We start from the raw sequence: 16,536 nt of genomic DNA on the forward strand, positions 1-16,536 counted from the left end.
CTGCAGAAGCAAAAGTAACAACAAGTCCAATAATAATTATTATATAAAGCGAAATTAAAACAATCATTGAAATCCCTAAAAATTTATGATGTGATTTTAATTGAACTAACGAATTTGAAACCAAATCTGAATTACTTGTTGCCAAAGCAGTTTTCATTCCAGAAGCATATTTATACAAATAAAAAACTGGCATAAAATAAATTGCAGCCACTACTATATAGATAATTGAAATAAATCCTTTCATAGCTCCAAACGAACCAAATGCACCACTAGTAGAATATGGGTCATCTGGCATCATTGCCATTACCGAACCCATAAAAATTGCTGCAATAATCATAAAACCTATTCCTACAAATCCTAAAATGGCTAAAAACATTGACCATTTGGCACTTTCTTTCAAAGCAGCTTGAGCTTGTGCGTTTAATTCTAAATTGTTTTGGTTTTCCATAAAATAAAAATAATTAATTGGTTAGTATTCTGGTTTGTTGGTTTTTATTTTTCAAATTGTTTTAAAGTTGCAATAATTATAGCAACACAATCTAACAATTGCTCTTCGTTCATGACCAAAGGTGGCGCAAAACGAATAATATTTCCGTGTGTTGGTTTTGCCAATAATCCGTTATCTCTCAAAGCCATACAAATATTCCAAGCAGTATCACTTTCTTCGGTATCGTTAATTACAATGGCATTTAGCAAACCTTTTCCGCGAACTAGCGTTGCAATGTTAGATGTTTTTACAAATTCGCCAATTTTTTCTCTAAAAATTTTTCCTAATCTACGTGCGTTTTGAGATAAATTTTCGTCATTAACAACATCCAAAGCTGCAATTGCAACTGCACCAGCAATAGGATTTCCACCAAAAGTAGAACCGTGTTGACCTGGTTTTATTACATTCATAATATGATCGTTTGCCAAAACTGCCGAAACTGGATAGGCACCACCAGATAATGCTTTTCCAAGAATTAAAATGTCTGGAGCAACATAACTGGCTTGTTTTTCGCAAGCATTTTCACAAGTACAATTTCCGCAAACTGCTAATATTGAACCAGTTCTTGCAATTCCTGTTTGCACTTCATCTGCAATAAATAAAACATTATTAGCTTCGCAAAGTGCTTTAGCTTTAGCCAAATAATCCTCAGCCGGAACATAAACTCCAGCTTCGCCTTGAATTGGTTCTACAAGAAATCCTGCGATGTTTTTAGTTGATTTTATAGCATTTTCTAACGCACTGATGTCATCATAAGGAATTTTGATAAATCCTGCTGTATAGGGTCCGAAATTTTTTCTAGCATTTTCATCATTAGAAAAAGAAATTATTGTAGTTGTTCTTCCGTGAAAATTTCCGTCGCAAACTATTATTTGTGCTTCGTTTTCTGGAATTCCTTTTTTCTCATAAGCCCATTTTCTGCACAATTTCAAAGCCGTTTCTACAGCTTCTGCACCAGTATTCATTGGAAGTACTTTGTCAAATCCAAAATACTTGGTTACATATTCTTCATAAACTCCCAATTTGTCATTATAAAATGCACGAGAAGTTAAGGTTAAAGTTTGTGCTTGATTTATCATTGCTCCAATAATTTTTGGGTGACAATGACCTTGATTTACAGCAGAATAAGCCGAAAGAAAATCGTAATATTTTTTACCTTCAACATCCCAAACATAAACACCTTCACCTCTACTTAATACTACTGGAAGTGGATGATAATTGTGTGCTCCGTATTTATTTTCTAACAAAATAATTTCTTCTGAGCTGATTTTTTCTAAAACTGACATACTATTTGATATTTAATCTGAATTTATTTCAGATTCTTTTATAAATCGCAATTCCTACTTTTGGAGAGAAATCATCCGTAATTCTACAAAAGTAAAAATTTAAGTTTAAAGTTACTCTTAAACTTCTAAACTATTAAACTTTTAAACCTTTTCCTCATACATTTCTAATAGTTTAGTAACCGTATTCCAATTTCGCATTGTAGCTGTAACATTTAGTTTTTTCTCGATATATTTTTGATCTAATCTTGTTTTTCCTGCTCCAATGTCGTATTTTATAAAGATTTTATTTCCGTCAATTACTGCTTCATCGGGTTTAAATTGACTGATTTTTAATTCGTTTATGGCAGAACTTTGCAATTCTTTAGAAATAAAAGCAACATATAATTTCTTAGAGTCAACGTCTTTTTCTTTCAAGAACGGATTATTTTTTAAACACAATTCCAAATCGTTTTTACCAATTACAATTATTGGAACTTCGTGTCCAAAGATTTTATAAATTTCTTGTTTTATTTTGAAAGCTACACTAAAACCACTTTCTTCATCGGTTTCTACAAACACATTTCCGCTTTGAATATAAGTTACCACATTAGTAAACCCAATAGCTTCTAACATGTTTTTTAAAACTTCCATTTTTATCATGTTGTGTCCTGATACGTTTATTCCTCTTAGTAATGCTAGGTGTTTCATGGTGTAAATATAATCAAAAGATAATATCAAACTTTTAAAAATGTGGTGATTAATTGTTCTATTCACCGCAAAAATGCAGTGATTAAATGAAATAATCACCGCAAAACTTCTTACTTCAGTAAAAAGATTGTATTTTTACCGCAAATACGCGGTGATTATGTACATACATCAACTTAAAAATTGGCCAAATTTCACTTGGGATTCAGACGACGTAAGCTCTTTACTTGGAGCTGTGCGTCACCAACAAGGAAAAATATTGGGACAAATGCAAGCACTTGGTTTTGGGCAATTAGAAGAAAACATGTTAGTTGCCTTAACAATGGACGCACTAAAAACCAGCGAAATAGAAGGCGAATTTTTACATCCTGATCAAGTACGTTCTTCAATAGCAAGACGATTGGGCATAGAAATAGCTGGCGCAATAAAAGCCGAAAGAGATGTGGAAGGCGTTGTAGAAATGCTATTAGACGCAACTCAAAACTACAACAAACTACTTACAGAAGAACGTTTATTTGATTGGCATGCTGCTTTATTTCCTACAGGAAGAAGTGGTATGCACAAAATAATAACTGGCGCATGGCGTGATGGCACAATGCAAGTAACTTCTGGCGCAATGGGAAAAGAAATAATACATTTTGAAGCACCAAACGCCGAAAAATTGCCAACCGAAATGAAACTTTTTTTAGATTGGGTTCAAGACGAAAACAAACTTGATAAAGTACTAAAAGCAGCATTGGCGCATTTGTGGTTTGTAACGATACATCCATTTGACGATGGAAATGGTCGTATAGCTAGAGCGATAACCGATATGTTTTTGGCGCAAGCCGATGAAAGTCCGCAGCGTTTTTATTCGATGTCGGCGCAAATACAAATAGAACGAAACACCTATTACTCGTTATTAGAAAGTACTCAGAAAGGCGATTTAGATTGCACCGAATGGATGGTTTGGTTTTTAAATTGCTTACTGCGTTCTATGAAACAAACCGACGAAACGATAGCAAAATCTAGAACGCGCACAAAATTTTGGGAAGTAAATAAAACCACCGTTTTTAATGCACGCCAACAAAAAATAGTACAATTGCTACTGGATGATTTTTTTGGAAATCTCAATGTTTCTAAATATGCTAAAATATCCAAAATATCAACAGATACTGCTTTGAGAGATTTACAAGACTTGGTTAAAAAAGAGGTGTTAGAACAACTAGGATTAGGAAGAAGTACTCATTATAAAATTAAATAAATTGATGTTTTTAAAAAACACATTTTTTTCTTAAACATTCTAATAAAACAAACCAAAACCTTATTTTTGCCTCATGGGAAAAAAGAAAACCGACAAAATTATATTTGAAAACGTAACTGTGCTTGATGCTGGTGCCAAAGGTGTTTCGGTTGCTAAAGCGCCAGAAGGACAAGTAATATTTATACCAAATGTTGTTCCTGGTGATGTGGTTGATGTGCAAACATTAAAAAAAAGAAAGTCGTATTACGAAGGTAAAGCTATAAAATTTCACTCGTTTTCTGATAATAGAATTGAACCAGTTTGTAAACATTTTGGTGCTTGTGGCGGTTGCAAATGGCAAAATATGAAATATGAACAACAATTATTTTATAAAAATAATGAAGTTTATAATAATTTAAAACGCATTGGAAAAATAGAATTACCAGCTTTTGAACCAATCTTAGGATCTGAAAAACAGTTTTTTTATAGAAATAAAATGGAATTTGGTTTTTCGGACACTCGTTGGTTAAACGAAACCGAAATTCAAAGTGATGATTTATCGTTAAGTAAAAATCCGGCTTTGGGTTTTCATATTCCAAGAATGTGGGACAAAATTCTAGATATAGAAAAATGTCATTTGCAAGAAGATCCATCAAATGCTATTCGAAATTCCATTAAAGAATTTGCTGTTGCAAACAATATGACTTTTTTCAATGCAAGAAATCACGAAGGTTTGCTAAGAACATTAATGATTAGAACTGCTTCGACTGGCGAATTGATGGTTTTGATTCAGTTTTTTGAAAACGATAAAGTCAATCGTGAGTTGTTGATGAATTTTATTCACGAAAAGTTTCCGCAAATTACTTCTTTACAATATGTGGTAAACAGTAAAGCTAACGATACTTTGTACGACCAAGATATTAAATTATTTAAAGGAAGAGATTATATTCTTGAAGAAATGGAAGGTTTGAAATTTAGTATAAATGCTAAATCTTTTTATCAAACCAACTCCGACCAAGCTTATGAATTATATAAAATTACAAGAGATTTTGCAGGATTAACAGGAAACGAAATTGTTTACGATTTATATACAGGAACTGGAACTATTGCACAATTTGTAGCTAAAAAAGCGAAGAAAGTTGTTGGTGTTGAAGCTGTTCCAGAAGCAATATTTGATGCTAAAGAAAATGCTAAACGTAATGAAATTACCAATTGCGAATTCTTTGTTGGCGATATGAAAAATGTTTTTAATGATGATTTTATTGCTAAAAACGGAATGCCTGATGTAATTATTACTGATCCATCAAGAGATGGAATGCATAAAGATGTTGTGGAACAAATTATGAAAATTGCTCCTCAAAAAGTGGTTTATGTAAGTTGTAATTCGGCAACACAAGCTAGAGATTTAGCATTAATGGACGAAAAATATAAAGTTACTCGTGTTCGACCTGTTGATATGTTTCCGCAAACGCATCATGTAGAAAATGTTGTACTTTTGGAACTTCGCTAGTAGTGGTCAGTGGTCAGTATTCAGTGGTCAGTGGTTAGTGTTCAGTGTTCAGTTCTTAGTAATCAGTTTAAATGTTGCAAGATTTGAAATTGATTTTTGAAATTGATTTTTGAGATTGATATTGAGATTTCTTTTGAAAAATAAAAAAACATGAAAAAAATACTTCTTATAATATTAATTGCATTTTCTTTTTCTGGTTGTGAAAAAGATGATATTTGCGATGCTGCAACTTCTACAACTCCAAGATTGGTTATTGAGTTTTATGATTTTGCAAATCCTTCTGTTTTGAAAAGTGTTGTAAATCTAAGAGTTACAGCAAATGGATTGACTGAATCACTTACATTCAATGATGGTTTTCCAACTACAAATCCAGAACGATATTTATTTGATGGCTCAAAAGTATTTATTCCTTTAAAAACTACAGACGATGTTACAAAATATTCATTTGTTTTAAATTCTGGTGCTACAATTGGAGAAAACACAGATTTATTTGAAATAAATTATACAAGACAAGAAATTTATGTTTCTAGAGCTTGTGGATTTAAAACTGTTTTTAGTTTAAATTCCACAAATCCAATTATTTATTCAGATGCAACAACACTTGACGGTTTATGGATTAAAGATTTGGATATTGTTAAAACAAACCTAAACAATGAAAATGAAACACATGTTAAAATATACTTTTAGTTTACTATTGGTGTTCATTTCATTTTCTGGAATGGCACAAGAACTCTCAAAAAAAGACAGTATTGCTCCAAAAACGGAACGTTATGGCGTTAGATTTGGTGTAGATTTATTTAAACTAACTCGCTCATTCTATGAAAAAGATTATAGAGCAATTGAAGTTGTTGGCGATTATAGATTAACGCGAAAACATTATATAGCAGCCGAAATTGGTAATGAAAATAAAACGGTTGATGATACGCAACTAAATTTTACAACCAAAGGAACTTATTTAAAAGCAGGTTTTGATTATAATGCATATGAGAATTGGCTAGGAATGGAAAACATGATTTATGTTGGCTTACGATATGGTATTAGTTCGTTTAGTCAAACCTTAAATAGTTACAAAATTTACAACCCAAATCCTTATTTTGTTGAAGCACCAGTTGCTGTTTCTGGTGAAGAGTTTAATGGTTTATCGGCACAATGGTTAGAAGTTGTTGCTGGTGTAAAAGCAGAAGTTTTTAATAATATTTTTGTTGGCTTCAGTTTTAGAATTAATAGATTGACTTCTAATAAAAAACCTCAAAACTTTGACAATTTATACATTCCGGGTTTTAACCGAACTTATGATGGTAGTTTTGGTGTTGGTTTTAATTATACAGTTTCTTATTTCTTACCTCTTTATAAAGCTACTGTAAAAGCAAAAAAGAAAGAAACAAAAAAGAAAAAATAATTATTTTATTTCTTTAATTCCTTTTATAAATAACCATTTCATAAACAATTTTTCACCATCTCTAGTTGATATTGCTTGAAATCTTGGAGCCAAAATTGTACCAACTACAAATGCTGTTATCGGAATCCAATAACCAGTTAAATTGGTAAAAGTAGCAGTAAGATAACGAACCGAAAAAAAGATTACAGCAAAACTTACTAGTTGATAAACAAATGCTTTAGTTTTTTTACTCATTATAATTGATATTGAAAACTATTCGTCTTGAATTTGAAATTTAGTTCGTTTACTTCCTTCATACATTTCATATTTTACCAATCTTGCTTCAAGACTTCCGTTAAAAAGTTTTATTTTTCTTGATGGTTTTAATCCAACAAATTTTAGAGCTTCAAGATTAGCAGTTATAAACCATGCATTGGTATTGGCATAATTATTTTTTAGAGTATCGCCCATTTCTCTGTAAAAACGTTCTAAATCAATATCCAAACGTTCTCCATAAGGTGGATTGAAAACCATTTGTAAATGACCTGAAGATTCTTTTTTAGTATCAAAAAAATTCTGCTGTTCTACAGTTACATAATCGTCAAGATTGGCGTTTTTTATATTTGCAGTGGCTTTTTCGACAGCACTTGGCGCTTTATCATAACCTTTTATTGAAAAATGAAATTCACGAGTTCGTTTCATCAATGCATCAATAATTTGGTCAAATAAATCATTATCCCAATCGTTCCATTTTTCAAAAGCAAATTCTTTTCTATTAATATTTGCTGGAATATTACAAGCAATCATAGCTGCTTCGGCAAGAATAGTTCCAGAACCACACATTGGATCTAGAAAATCTGATTTTCCTTCCCAACCTGCAAGTAATAACATTCCTGCTGCAAGAACTTCGTTTATTGGCGCAATATTAGTTGCTGTTTTATAACCTCGTTGATGCAATGAAACACCAGAAGTATCTAATGCAACCGAAACCTGGTCTTTATCAATATGGATGTTTATTCTTAAATCTGGAAAATCTTTGTCTACACTTGGTCTTTGCCCAGTTTTATCACGAAATTGATCTACAATTGCATCTTTGGCTTTTTGAGAAACAAATTGTGAGTGTTTAAAAAAATCAGAATGAATTGTTGTATCAATTACAAAAGTTTGATTAGAATTTAAATATTTGCTCCAATCTATTCCTTGAATACCTTTATAAAGTAAGGCATCGGTTTTAGCTCTAAAATAATAAATTGGTTTTAATATTTTTAAAGCTGTACGCAAAGACAAATTTGCTTTATACATAAAACCTTTATCACCTTTAAAACCTACCATTCTTGTACCAATTTCAACATCTTGCGCGCCTAATTGTTGCAACTCTTTGGCTAATATTTCTTCAAAACCAAAGAAGGTTTTGGCAATCATTTTATAATTTTCCATTTTCAATATAAATGTCAATAACTCAAATGCAATATCAAAAATCAATATCAATTGCAAACTTGGAATAACTTCTGCAAAAATACACTAAATTTGTGCGCTAGAATTCATTTGAAAAGAATAAATGTCAGATTTACACAAACTCGATCCCGAAGCTTCTGGACGAAACCCAAAACTTGAAACTATAAAATGGTATGCGTCATGGTTTGACTCACCATATTATCATATTTTATATAAAGATAGAAATTATCGTGAAGCTCAAATTTTCATGGATAATTTAACGCATTATCTTAACCTTCCAGAAAAAGCAAAAGTATTAGATTTGGCTTGTGGAAAAGGTCGTCATTCTATTTATTTAAACCAACTTGGGTTTGATGTTATTGGCGCAGATTTATCTGAAAATAGTATTAGTGAAGCAAGTAAAAACACGAATGAAAGTTTGCATTTTGAAGTTCATGATATGCGTGAACCATTTGAAGGAAAATTTGATGCGATTTTTAATTTATTTACCAGTTTTGGCTATTTTGAAAATAACGATGATGATCTCAAAACACTCATTGCAATAAAAGAAAGTTTATCTGAATATGGATTTGCTGTAATTGATTTTATGAATGTAAATCAGGTAATTTCTAATTTAGTTCCCGATGAAATCAAAACTGTTGATGAGATTGATTTTCATATTAAAAGGTATGTAAAAGACAATCATATTGTAAAAGAAATAGAATTTGAAGACCAAGTTGTAAAATTTCATTTTACTGAAAAAGTAAAAGCTTTGACGCTAGAGAATTTTCAAGAAATGATGGAGGAAGCAGGAATTTTTTTATTGGATATTTTTGGTGATTATAAATTAAAAAAGTATCATAAAACTTCTAGTGAACGATTGATTATGATTTTTAAATAAAAAGAAAGAGCAAAGAAAATAGAATATAGATAATAGACTTTAGATGAATTACATTTTACCATTACTGTCGGTTTTATTAGGATATGGAATTGCAATTGGGTTACAGCCAAAAAACAAAACCAATTTAAAATTACTTTTAGCTTTTAGTGGTTCGTTTTTACTTTCGTTAACAGTGATGCACTTGCTTCCAGATGTTTATGAAAGTAAAAACAATAATGTTGGTATGTTTATTATGATTGGAATTTTATTTCAAATAATCTTAGAGTTTTTCTCAAAAGGTGCAGAGCATGGTCATGTTCATGGTCATGATAAAATGAAACAAATGCCTTGGTTATTGTTTATTAGTTTATGTGTTCATGCATTGTTAGAAGGTTTTCCAGTAAGTCATCATCAAGAATTGGCAATAGGAATTGCTATTCATCATTTACCAATTGCAATTATTTTAACCACTTTTTTCATAAATGCACAATTAAATAAAACTATATTATTCCTTTTCATGTTAACTTTTGCAATAATGACTCCTTTGGGAACATTGGTTTCAGAAGTTTTTCCTTCTTTAAACAATTATTATACTGAAATTACTGCGGTTGTAATTGGTATATTATTTCATATTTCGTCTACAATTATTTTTGAAAGCAGTGAAGGTCATAAATTTAATATTGCTAAAATTTCAATGATTGTTTTAGGAATTTTATTGGCTAGTTTTCTTTAGCCACTAAGTCGCTAAGGCACTAGTTTTTATTAATATTAAGTTATTATATAGTTTAATTTATTAAAAATATTGCTTTATTAAAACTTGAAATCAAATTACTACAAAGCTTTATTATATTAATTACTTCATCTTAAAATTATATTTATTAAATTTGTGAATAATCAAAAAATCTTTGCGCCTTAGCGACTTAGTGTCAAAAAATATGAACTTCACAAAAACCACCGAACAAACATCCAAATACGAACATTTAGAAAAAATGTCTATTACAGATTTATTGCAAAATATTAATAATGAAGACAAAACTGTTCCTATTGCAGTAGAAAAGTCTTTACCACAAATAGAAAAATTAGTTATAGAAATTGTTGCCAAAATGAAACTTGGTGGTCGACTTTTTTATATTGGAGCTGGAACTTCTGGACGATTAGGTATTGTTGATGCAAGTGAATGTCCTCCAACATTTGGAGTACCATTTGACATGGTAAACGGAATTATTGCTGGTGGTGATAAAGCCATTAGAAAAGCGGTTGAAAACGCCGAAGACAATACAACGCAAGCGTGGATTGATTTACAAGAACAAAATATAACTTCAAACGATGTTGTAATTGGAATTGCTGCATCAGGAACAACACCTTATGTAATTGAAGGATTAAAAAAATGCAACAAAAACAACATTATTACTGGTTGTATAACTTGCAATGATGGAAGTCCATTGGCAATGACAGCGAAATTTCCAATTGTAGTTGTCGTTGGACCAGAATTTGTAACTGGAAGTTCTAGAATGAAAGCTGGAACGGCACAAAAACTAGTTTTAAATATGATTTCTACCACAACAATGATTCAGCTTGGAAAAGTTAAAGGAAACAAAATGGTTGACATGCAATTGAGTAATGACAAACTCGTTGATCGTGGTGTAAAAATGATAATGAGTGAAATTGATGTTGATTATGAAAAAGCATCTCAATTATTATCTGAATTTGGAAGTGTTAGAAAAGCAGTTGATCATTATAAAAACTAATGACCGTTTACATTTTTTATTTTTTAATTGGATTAATGCCCATTTCCTGGATTGTAAGTCTTTATATAATAAGGAAATGGCATTATGTTTTGGGTTACTTCATTATGAGTTCATTGGTTGTTGTAATTTATTCTTATGTGATTTTATTCTCTACAATAAAGATATTTTCTCAAGATGAATTAGGATTAAAAAAAATATTCCTATTTTTATACACTATTATGATACATTCAATTGCAGGATTTATTTTTGCATTGATTTATAAATACAAATTTGCTAATAAACAAAAACCTACATTATGAAAAAATTAATTGTTTTACTTGTTGTTCTATTTTCTAGTTATTCATTTTCGCAAGAAATAACCATTCAAAAAGGACGTTATTATGTAAACGGACAACAAATTTCTAGTCGTGAAACTAAAGAAAAATTAGCTTCAAATCCTCGAGCATTATCATTATTTAAAGAAGGTAAAAGAAAAGAAGCAAATGGTGGATTTTTACTAGGTTTTGGAATTGCTATAACAGTTGCTGATGCTGTAAAAGGATTGGTTTCTGATGTAAAATATCCTGGACCAGCAACAATTGTTGGAGTTAGCGTAATTGCATTGTCAATTCCTGTTTTAATTGGAAAAAACAAAAAAATGAGAGAAGGAATTGAAATGTATAATAACGGATTAAAAAGCACTGGTTTTAACGACAATTTAGAAATTAATATTTTAGCAAACCAAAATGGATATGGAATTCAGTTAAGATTCTAAAATGTCTATCAAAAAAGAATTTTTATCTCAACTTTTATTGTTTTTATTTTTCATGTTATTAGTAGTTTTTTCTACTTTATTTATTTTTAGAGCAAAATCAAAAAATGCAATTGTAAATGATAAAGCTATTAATGTTGAATTAAAAAATTATACCAAAACATTAGATTCAATAAAAATAATAAAGAAAAAATTAGAAACCAAAAGCACGAAAGAAATTGGCGAAACATTTACAAATATTTTAACAAACAAAATTTTTCCGTATTGGTATGGCACAAAATGGGACTATAATGGCACAACTCAAAAACCAAATGAAGGAGAAATAGCTTGTGGTTATTTTGTAACAACAACACTTCGAGATACAGGTTTGAACATAAATAGAATTAAACTTGCCCAATGTGCTTCGGAAGAAATGATTCAAAGCATTGTTTCTGAAAAAAATATTTTTAGATTTTCTAATAAATCAATTCAAGAATTTGAAAATATCCTAAAATCAAAAGGAAACGGAATTTATATTGTAGGTTTAGATAATCATACTGGTTTTGTATTAATTTCTAATAATAGCAATTTTTTTATTCACTCAAGCGGAATTTCTCCATACAAAGTTATAAAAGAAAAACTTCTTGAATCTAGATTAATTGTAAATTCAAAATATAGAGTTGTTGGCAAGCTTTCATCAGATAAAAAAATGCTAAATAATTGGATAAAAAACTAAAAAATGTCTACCAACAAAGAACTTCTATCTAAAGGTGTAAAATATTTATTTGCAGGATTACCATTGTTCTTTATTGGACCAATAATAATGAATAGCGCTTTCAAAAACAAAGAACATCCATATTATTTAGTTGTTTTAATAATAGGAATTGTAGTTTGCTTGTCAGCAATGTTTTGCATGTTTAAAGGAATAAAAACAATGACCGATGCACTTTTTAATGACAATAAATAACAATTTCTATGATACTATATAAAAATAGTTTTCTCACAATTCTATTAATAATAACTTTAACTTCTTGCTACAAACAAGAAAAAAACTGTACCGATTTTAAAACTGGAAAATTTGAATTTTCACAAGAAATTGATGGCAAAAAGCAAACTTCAACTTTTGAACGAATTGGTAAATTTCAAATAGAAACTTACAATGGCAAAATAGATACTGCAACTGTACGTTGGGTAAATGATTGCGAATTTATTTTGCAAAAAACAAAACCTAAAAACATACAAGAAAAAAAGGCGATTTCAATGAAAATACTCACAACTACTGCAAAAACATATACCTTTGAATATTCTTTTGTTGGTGATACAAAAATACAACGAGGAATTGTAACAAAAATAGATTAATCAACGTACAATTACTTTAATAAATTAAATTTTCTTAACTCATGATGGAATTAATTTCAAACCCTAATGCTTGGTTAGCTTTATTAACCTTAACTTTTTTAGAAATCATTTTAGGAATTGACAATATTGTCTTTCTTTCAATTGTTTCAGGAAAGTTAGAAGAAAAAGACCAACCAAGAGCAAGAAGAATAGGGCTTTTATTAGCAATGGCATTTAGAATTATATTATTATTTGGAATAACTTGGGTTTTAAGTTTACAAGAAACCCTTTTTTCTATAGATATTGGCTTTTTTGAAGCACATATTACTGGTCAAAGCTTAATAATTTTTGGTGGCGGATTGTTTTTGTTATACAAATCAGTATCAGAAATTCATCATAAAATGGAAGGAGAAGAAGAATCGACATCTGGTAAAGGAGCATCTAACTTAACAAAAGCCATAGTTCAAATCGCTTTATTAAACATAGTTTTTTCTTTTGATAGTATTCTTACTGCAATAGGAATGATAAGCATGAAAACTCCAGCCGAAGGTGGTTTTGGATCAGAAGGAGCTATACTTATTATGATTTTGGCAGTAGTTATTTCAATAATTATTATGATGATTTTTGCAGGGCCAGTTTCTAAATTTGTAAACGAACATCCAACAATACAAATACTAGGTTTGTCATTTTTAATATTAATTGGTGTAATGCTTCTTGCAGAAGGTTCACATTTAGCACACTTTAAATTTGGAAACGACACCGAAGTTGGTACAATACCAAAAGGTTATCTGTATTTTTCAATATTCTTCTCGCTTTTTGTAGAGTTTTTAAACATAAAAATGCGTAAAAATAATAAACCTGTTGTGTTGAAGAACAATAGGATTATTGATAAAGAACTAGAAGACAGAGATGTTACAGATTAATATTCTTTAAATTCATTTACTATAATTACATATTAAATTTGATGACAAACAACAGATTTAAAATAAAAAATGCTTCTAGATGAAAATAGAAGCATTTTTTTATAATATTTTTTTAAGTTGTATTTTGAAGATATAATGTCTTCCATTTCTATCAACTTCAATCTCTATTACTTTTCCTTCTTCGGATTTTAATATATTATTTATGTCTTGAAGTGTAAAATTATAGGCAAATCGTTTATTGATTTTTACAATTAAATCATCTTTTAATAAACCCACAATTTCAGCAGATGAGTTTTTTCTAACATTTGAAATAATATAAACAGGTTTTAATTCAAACTTGTATTTAAGATTGTTTGAAATTTTATCTCCGTTTCCATCAAGTATATTATTAGCAAGTGCCGGATTGTTTTCAAAGCTTTGTTTAATCCATTGTAAACCTTGATGTTGAATGTCAATTCCAGACATATTAAAATTGAATTCATCATTGAAATAAGCATTTTTTCTTAAATAAATTTGTTCGTTTTGATAATCAAAAAACACAGTAAATCGTTTCATTATTTCAGAACCAACAGATCCTAAACGATTTTCTATTTTTTCGATTTCTTGAGTTTCTAAACTATTTGGAAAAGCAACTATTGGGTTTTGAATCTCAAAATTATTTAATTGAAACGTTGAAACTCTTCCTCTAAAACCAAATACATCTCCACTAAAACCTCTTCCTAAATAATCTTCAACATTGTTCTTTGGTATTATTATTTGGTCACTTTTATTTTTAAACAACCAAATTGCATCACTGTTTCCAGTATCTATTAATAGCTTAGCTTCTATGAATTTGGAAGTGTTTTCAAATTTAATATTTGAATTAATAAAAGGTTTACCATCATGAAAAACTAATGATGATTTAGAAAATGACTTTTCAATTTTATTGAGTTGTTTTACTTTATTTTTATAAATAATAATTTTATTATTTTGATAATCAATTTTTATTAAATTATTTTTAAAAAAATGATATCCAATAATACCATTAACAGGAACTCCAATGTTGGATGAAATATTAATATCTTGATCAAGAACAAGATATAACGTGTGGTTTTTATCTATAAATTTTTTAATTTCAATTTTGTTCATTGTTGATTTATAGCCATCAAAAGCTTCTTTTTTTCCAAATCCTTTTATTTTAATCTTTTGGATATTAGCAAAACTAATCTCATCGGTTTCATCTAAACTAAACAATATAGATTCTTCAACTCCAGTATCTAAAAGAAAATTTAGTGGAACATCATTTACCTTTATAGAAATAATAATTAGGTTATTAATTAATTTAAAAGGAATAGAAACTCTATTTTTATTACTTTCAAATTGAAATCCGTTTTGTCCAAAAAACATTTGAACTGAAAAAAAAAAGCAGATACTATATAATTTAAATTTCATTAAATAATAATTTCAATAAATTTAATAAATAAATTTACTTGCAAAAGATTTTTTAACAATTAATACAATAAAAAATTGCAAATTTGCACAACAAAATTTTAAATTATGCCAAAAATTTCAAACAAAGGAAAACAAATGCCTGAATCGCCAATTCGTAAATTGGTTCCTTATGCCGATATTGCAAAAAGAAAAGGTCATAAAGTATATCATTTAAATATTGGTCAACCAGATATTAAAACTCCCGAAATTGCTCTAAATGCAGTTAAAAATGCAGATATAAAAATTCTTGAATACAGTCATTCTGCTGGTTTTGAAAGTTATAGACGCAAACTCTCACAATATTATAAAGGTCATGCATTGCCAATTGATTTTGAAGACATCATAATAACAACTGGTGGTTCTGAAGCATTACTTTTTGCAATGGGAAGTACTATGGATGTTGATGATGAAATTATTATTCCAGAACCATTTTACGCAAATTATAACGGATTTTCTATTTCTTCAGGAGTTAAAGTAGTTCCTGTGATTTCAACTATTGATACAGGTTTTGCCTTGCCTCCAATTGCCGATTTCGAAAAATTAATAACTCCAAAAACTAAAGCAATTCTTATTTGTAATCCAGGTAATCCAACTGGTTATTTATATTCTAATGATGAAATTCAACAATTAGCAGCATTGGTAAAAAAACATGATTTGTTTTTAATTGCAGATGAAGTTTATCGAGAATTTATTTATGATGAAACCGAAGAACATCACTCGGTAATGAGTGTAAAAGGAATTGAAGACAATGCAATTATGATTGATTCCGTTTCAAAAAGATACAGTATGTGTGGTGCACGAATTGGTTGTATAGTTTCTAAAAACAAAGAAGTTATGGCTGCTGCGATGAAGTTTGCACAAGCAAGATTAAGTCCACCAACTTATGCTCAAATTGCTAGTGAAGCTGCTTTAGAAACTCCATATATTTATTTTGAAGAAGTAATTGATGAATATAGAGACAGAAGAGATACATTAATTGTTGAACTTAAAAAAATTGAAGGTGTAAAAGTTGGTACTCCAAAAGGAGCTTTTTATTGTATTGCCCAATTGCCTATCGATAACGCAGATAAGTTTGCCCAATGGTTATTAGAATCATACAGTTACAATGGTGAAACTGTAATGGTTGCTCCTGCAGCTGGCTTTTATTCAACTCCTAATGTTGGTCAAAATGAAGTTAGAATTGCATACGTGCTTAAAAAAGAAGATTTAATTCGTTCTGTTGAAATATTAAAAAATGCAATAATAGCATATAATTCTATTTAATATTTAGTGAATCTTCTAATTATAAGATAAAATATTTTCACATTTCAGTTATCGATTTTTTACTATACTAAATGTAATAATTTAATTATCTTTTTAATGAGAAATGGGCTTTAAACTGTTTTGATGTTACTTGTTCTAGATAATCTACTGTAAACCAATAATCGGTTGCTGGTAGTGGTTGTC

At 29.5% G+C, this 16,536-nt stretch carries 20 protein-coding genes; 14 read left to right on the top strand and 6 right to left on the bottom strand.

Annotated elements, in window-relative coordinates; genetic code table 11:
- From ACH2BO_RS08410 to ACH2BO_RS08420, 3 genes are all read right to left on the bottom strand, one after another.
- Positions 1–448, bottom strand: a 448-nt coding sequence (locus ACH2BO_RS08410) for a hypothetical protein (RefSeq protein WP_395044297.1), incomplete at its 3' end; no start/stop codon positions are given.
- A gap of 44 nt (positions 449–492) precedes the next feature.
- Positions 493–1,773: an ornithine--oxo-acid transaminase gene (gene rocD, locus ACH2BO_RS08415; RefSeq protein WP_395044298.1), complete on the bottom strand. Its 1,281-nt coding sequence runs from the start codon at positions 1,771–1,773 to the stop codon at positions 493–495.
- 141 nt (positions 1,774–1,914) lie between these two features.
- On the bottom strand, positions 1,915–2,460 hold the full coding sequence (locus tag ACH2BO_RS08420) for a DUF1697 domain-containing protein (protein WP_395044299.1): 546 nt from the start codon (positions 2,458–2,460) through the stop codon (positions 1,915–1,917).
- 157 nt (positions 2,461–2,617) lie between these two features.
- Between ACH2BO_RS08420 and ACH2BO_RS08425 the strand changes: the two genes are divergently transcribed.
- The 4 genes from ACH2BO_RS08425 (at position 2,618) to ACH2BO_RS08440 (ending at position 6,588) form a co-directional block, all read left to right on the top strand.
- Positions 2,618–3,700: a Fic family protein gene (locus ACH2BO_RS08425; protein WP_395044300.1), complete on the top strand. Its 1,083-nt coding sequence runs from the start codon at positions 2,618–2,620 to the stop codon at positions 3,698–3,700.
- Between the two features lie 73 nt (positions 3,701–3,773).
- Positions 3,774–5,189, top strand: coding sequence for a 23S rRNA (uracil(1939)-C(5))-methyltransferase RlmD (rlmD, locus tag ACH2BO_RS08430; protein WP_395044301.1), 1,416 nt, complete (start codon positions 3,774–3,776; stop codon positions 5,187–5,189).
- Between the two features lie 150 nt (positions 5,190–5,339).
- Positions 5,340–5,876, top strand: coding sequence for a DUF6452 family protein (locus ACH2BO_RS08435; protein WP_395044302.1), 537 nt, complete (start codon positions 5,340–5,342; stop codon positions 5,874–5,876).
- The gene (locus ACH2BO_RS08440; protein ID WP_395044303.1) at positions 5,848–6,588 is read left to right on the top strand and encodes a DUF6048 family protein; all 741 of its coding nucleotides are present in this window, start codon (positions 5,848–5,850) and stop codon (positions 6,586–6,588) included. The genes ACH2BO_RS08435 and ACH2BO_RS08440 overlap by 29 nt, the downstream gene beginning before the upstream one ends.
- On the opposite strand, the gene ACH2BO_RS08445 is transcribed toward ACH2BO_RS08440, so the two are convergent.
- Together ACH2BO_RS08445 and ACH2BO_RS08450 are read right to left on the bottom strand one after the other, a co-directional pair.
- Entirely contained in the window at positions 6,589–6,822 is a 234-nt protein-coding gene (locus ACH2BO_RS08445; protein WP_395044304.1) for a hypothetical protein, read from the bottom strand. It abuts the gene before it with no gap.
- Positions 6,823–6,840: 18 nt separating this feature from the next.
- Positions 6,841–8,004 (bottom strand): class I SAM-dependent RNA methyltransferase, encoded by a 1,164-nt coding sequence (locus ACH2BO_RS08450; RefSeq protein WP_395044305.1) that lies wholly within the window; start codon positions 8,002–8,004, stop codon positions 6,841–6,843.
- Between the two features lie 121 nt (positions 8,005–8,125).
- Here ACH2BO_RS08450 and ACH2BO_RS08455 point away from each other — a divergent pair, with 121 nt between their 5' ends.
- The 9 genes from ACH2BO_RS08455 (at position 8,126) to ACH2BO_RS08495 (ending at position 13,620) form a co-directional block, all read left to right on the top strand.
- The gene (locus ACH2BO_RS08455; protein WP_395044306.1) at positions 8,126–8,902 is read left to right on the top strand and encodes a class I SAM-dependent methyltransferase; all 777 of its coding nucleotides are present in this window, start codon (positions 8,126–8,128) and stop codon (positions 8,900–8,902) included.
- Between the two features lie 43 nt (positions 8,903–8,945).
- Positions 8,946–9,614, top strand: a complete 669-nt coding sequence (locus ACH2BO_RS08460; protein ID WP_395044307.1) for a ZIP family metal transporter — start codon at positions 8,946–8,948, stop codon at positions 9,612–9,614.
- Positions 9,615–9,816: 202 nt separating this feature from the next.
- Positions 9,817–10,629: an N-acetylmuramic acid 6-phosphate etherase gene (murQ, locus tag ACH2BO_RS08465; RefSeq protein ID WP_395044308.1), complete on the top strand. Its 813-nt coding sequence runs from the start codon at positions 9,817–9,819 to the stop codon at positions 10,627–10,629.
- On the top strand, positions 10,629–10,928 hold the full coding sequence (locus ACH2BO_RS08470) for a hypothetical protein (protein ID WP_395044309.1): 300 nt from the start codon (positions 10,629–10,631) through the stop codon (positions 10,926–10,928). The genes murQ and ACH2BO_RS08470 overlap by 1 nt, the downstream gene beginning before the upstream one ends.
- Positions 10,925–11,383, top strand: a complete 459-nt coding sequence (locus ACH2BO_RS08475) for a hypothetical protein (protein WP_395044310.1) — start codon at positions 10,925–10,927, stop codon at positions 11,381–11,383. The genes ACH2BO_RS08470 and ACH2BO_RS08475 overlap by 4 nt, the downstream gene beginning before the upstream one ends.
- Position 11,384: 1 nt before the next feature.
- A complete protein-coding gene (locus ACH2BO_RS08480) occupies positions 11,385–12,095 on the top strand; it encodes a hypothetical protein (RefSeq protein ID WP_395044311.1) in 711 nt (236 codons plus the stop codon).
- Between the two features lie 3 nt (positions 12,096–12,098).
- Positions 12,099–12,326, top strand: coding sequence for a DUF6095 family protein (locus ACH2BO_RS08485; RefSeq protein ID WP_395044312.1), 228 nt, complete (start codon positions 12,099–12,101; stop codon positions 12,324–12,326).
- Between the two features lie 8 nt (positions 12,327–12,334).
- Positions 12,335–12,718 carry a DNA topoisomerase IV gene (locus tag ACH2BO_RS08490; protein ID WP_395044313.1) on the top strand — a complete coding sequence of 128 codons (384 nt, stop codon included), beginning with the start codon at positions 12,335–12,337 and terminating at the stop codon, positions 12,716–12,718.
- A 41-nt stretch (positions 12,719–12,759) separates the two neighbouring features.
- Positions 12,760–13,620: a TerC family protein gene (locus ACH2BO_RS08495; protein ID WP_395044314.1), complete on the top strand. Its 861-nt coding sequence runs from the start codon at positions 12,760–12,762 to the stop codon at positions 13,618–13,620.
- 99 nt (positions 13,621–13,719) lie between these two features.
- Here ACH2BO_RS08495 and ACH2BO_RS08500 read toward each other — a convergent pair whose 3' ends face one another.
- The gene (locus ACH2BO_RS08500) at positions 13,720–15,051 is read right to left on the bottom strand and encodes an aspartyl protease family protein (protein WP_395044315.1); all 1,332 of its coding nucleotides are present in this window, start codon (positions 15,049–15,051) and stop codon (positions 13,720–13,722) included.
- Positions 15,052–15,156: 105 nt separating this feature from the next.
- On the opposite strand from ACH2BO_RS08500, the gene ACH2BO_RS08505 reads away from it, so the two are divergent.
- The gene (locus ACH2BO_RS08505; RefSeq protein WP_395044316.1) at positions 15,157–16,353 is read left to right on the top strand and encodes a pyridoxal phosphate-dependent aminotransferase; all 1,197 of its coding nucleotides are present in this window, start codon (positions 15,157–15,159) and stop codon (positions 16,351–16,353) included.
- Positions 16,354–16,536 lie beyond the last annotated feature (183 nt).

The sequence above is a fragment of the Flavobacterium sp. genome (assembly GCF_043773265.1).
Classification (GTDB): Bacteria; Bacteroidota; Bacteroidia; order Flavobacteriales; family Flavobacteriaceae; genus Flavobacterium.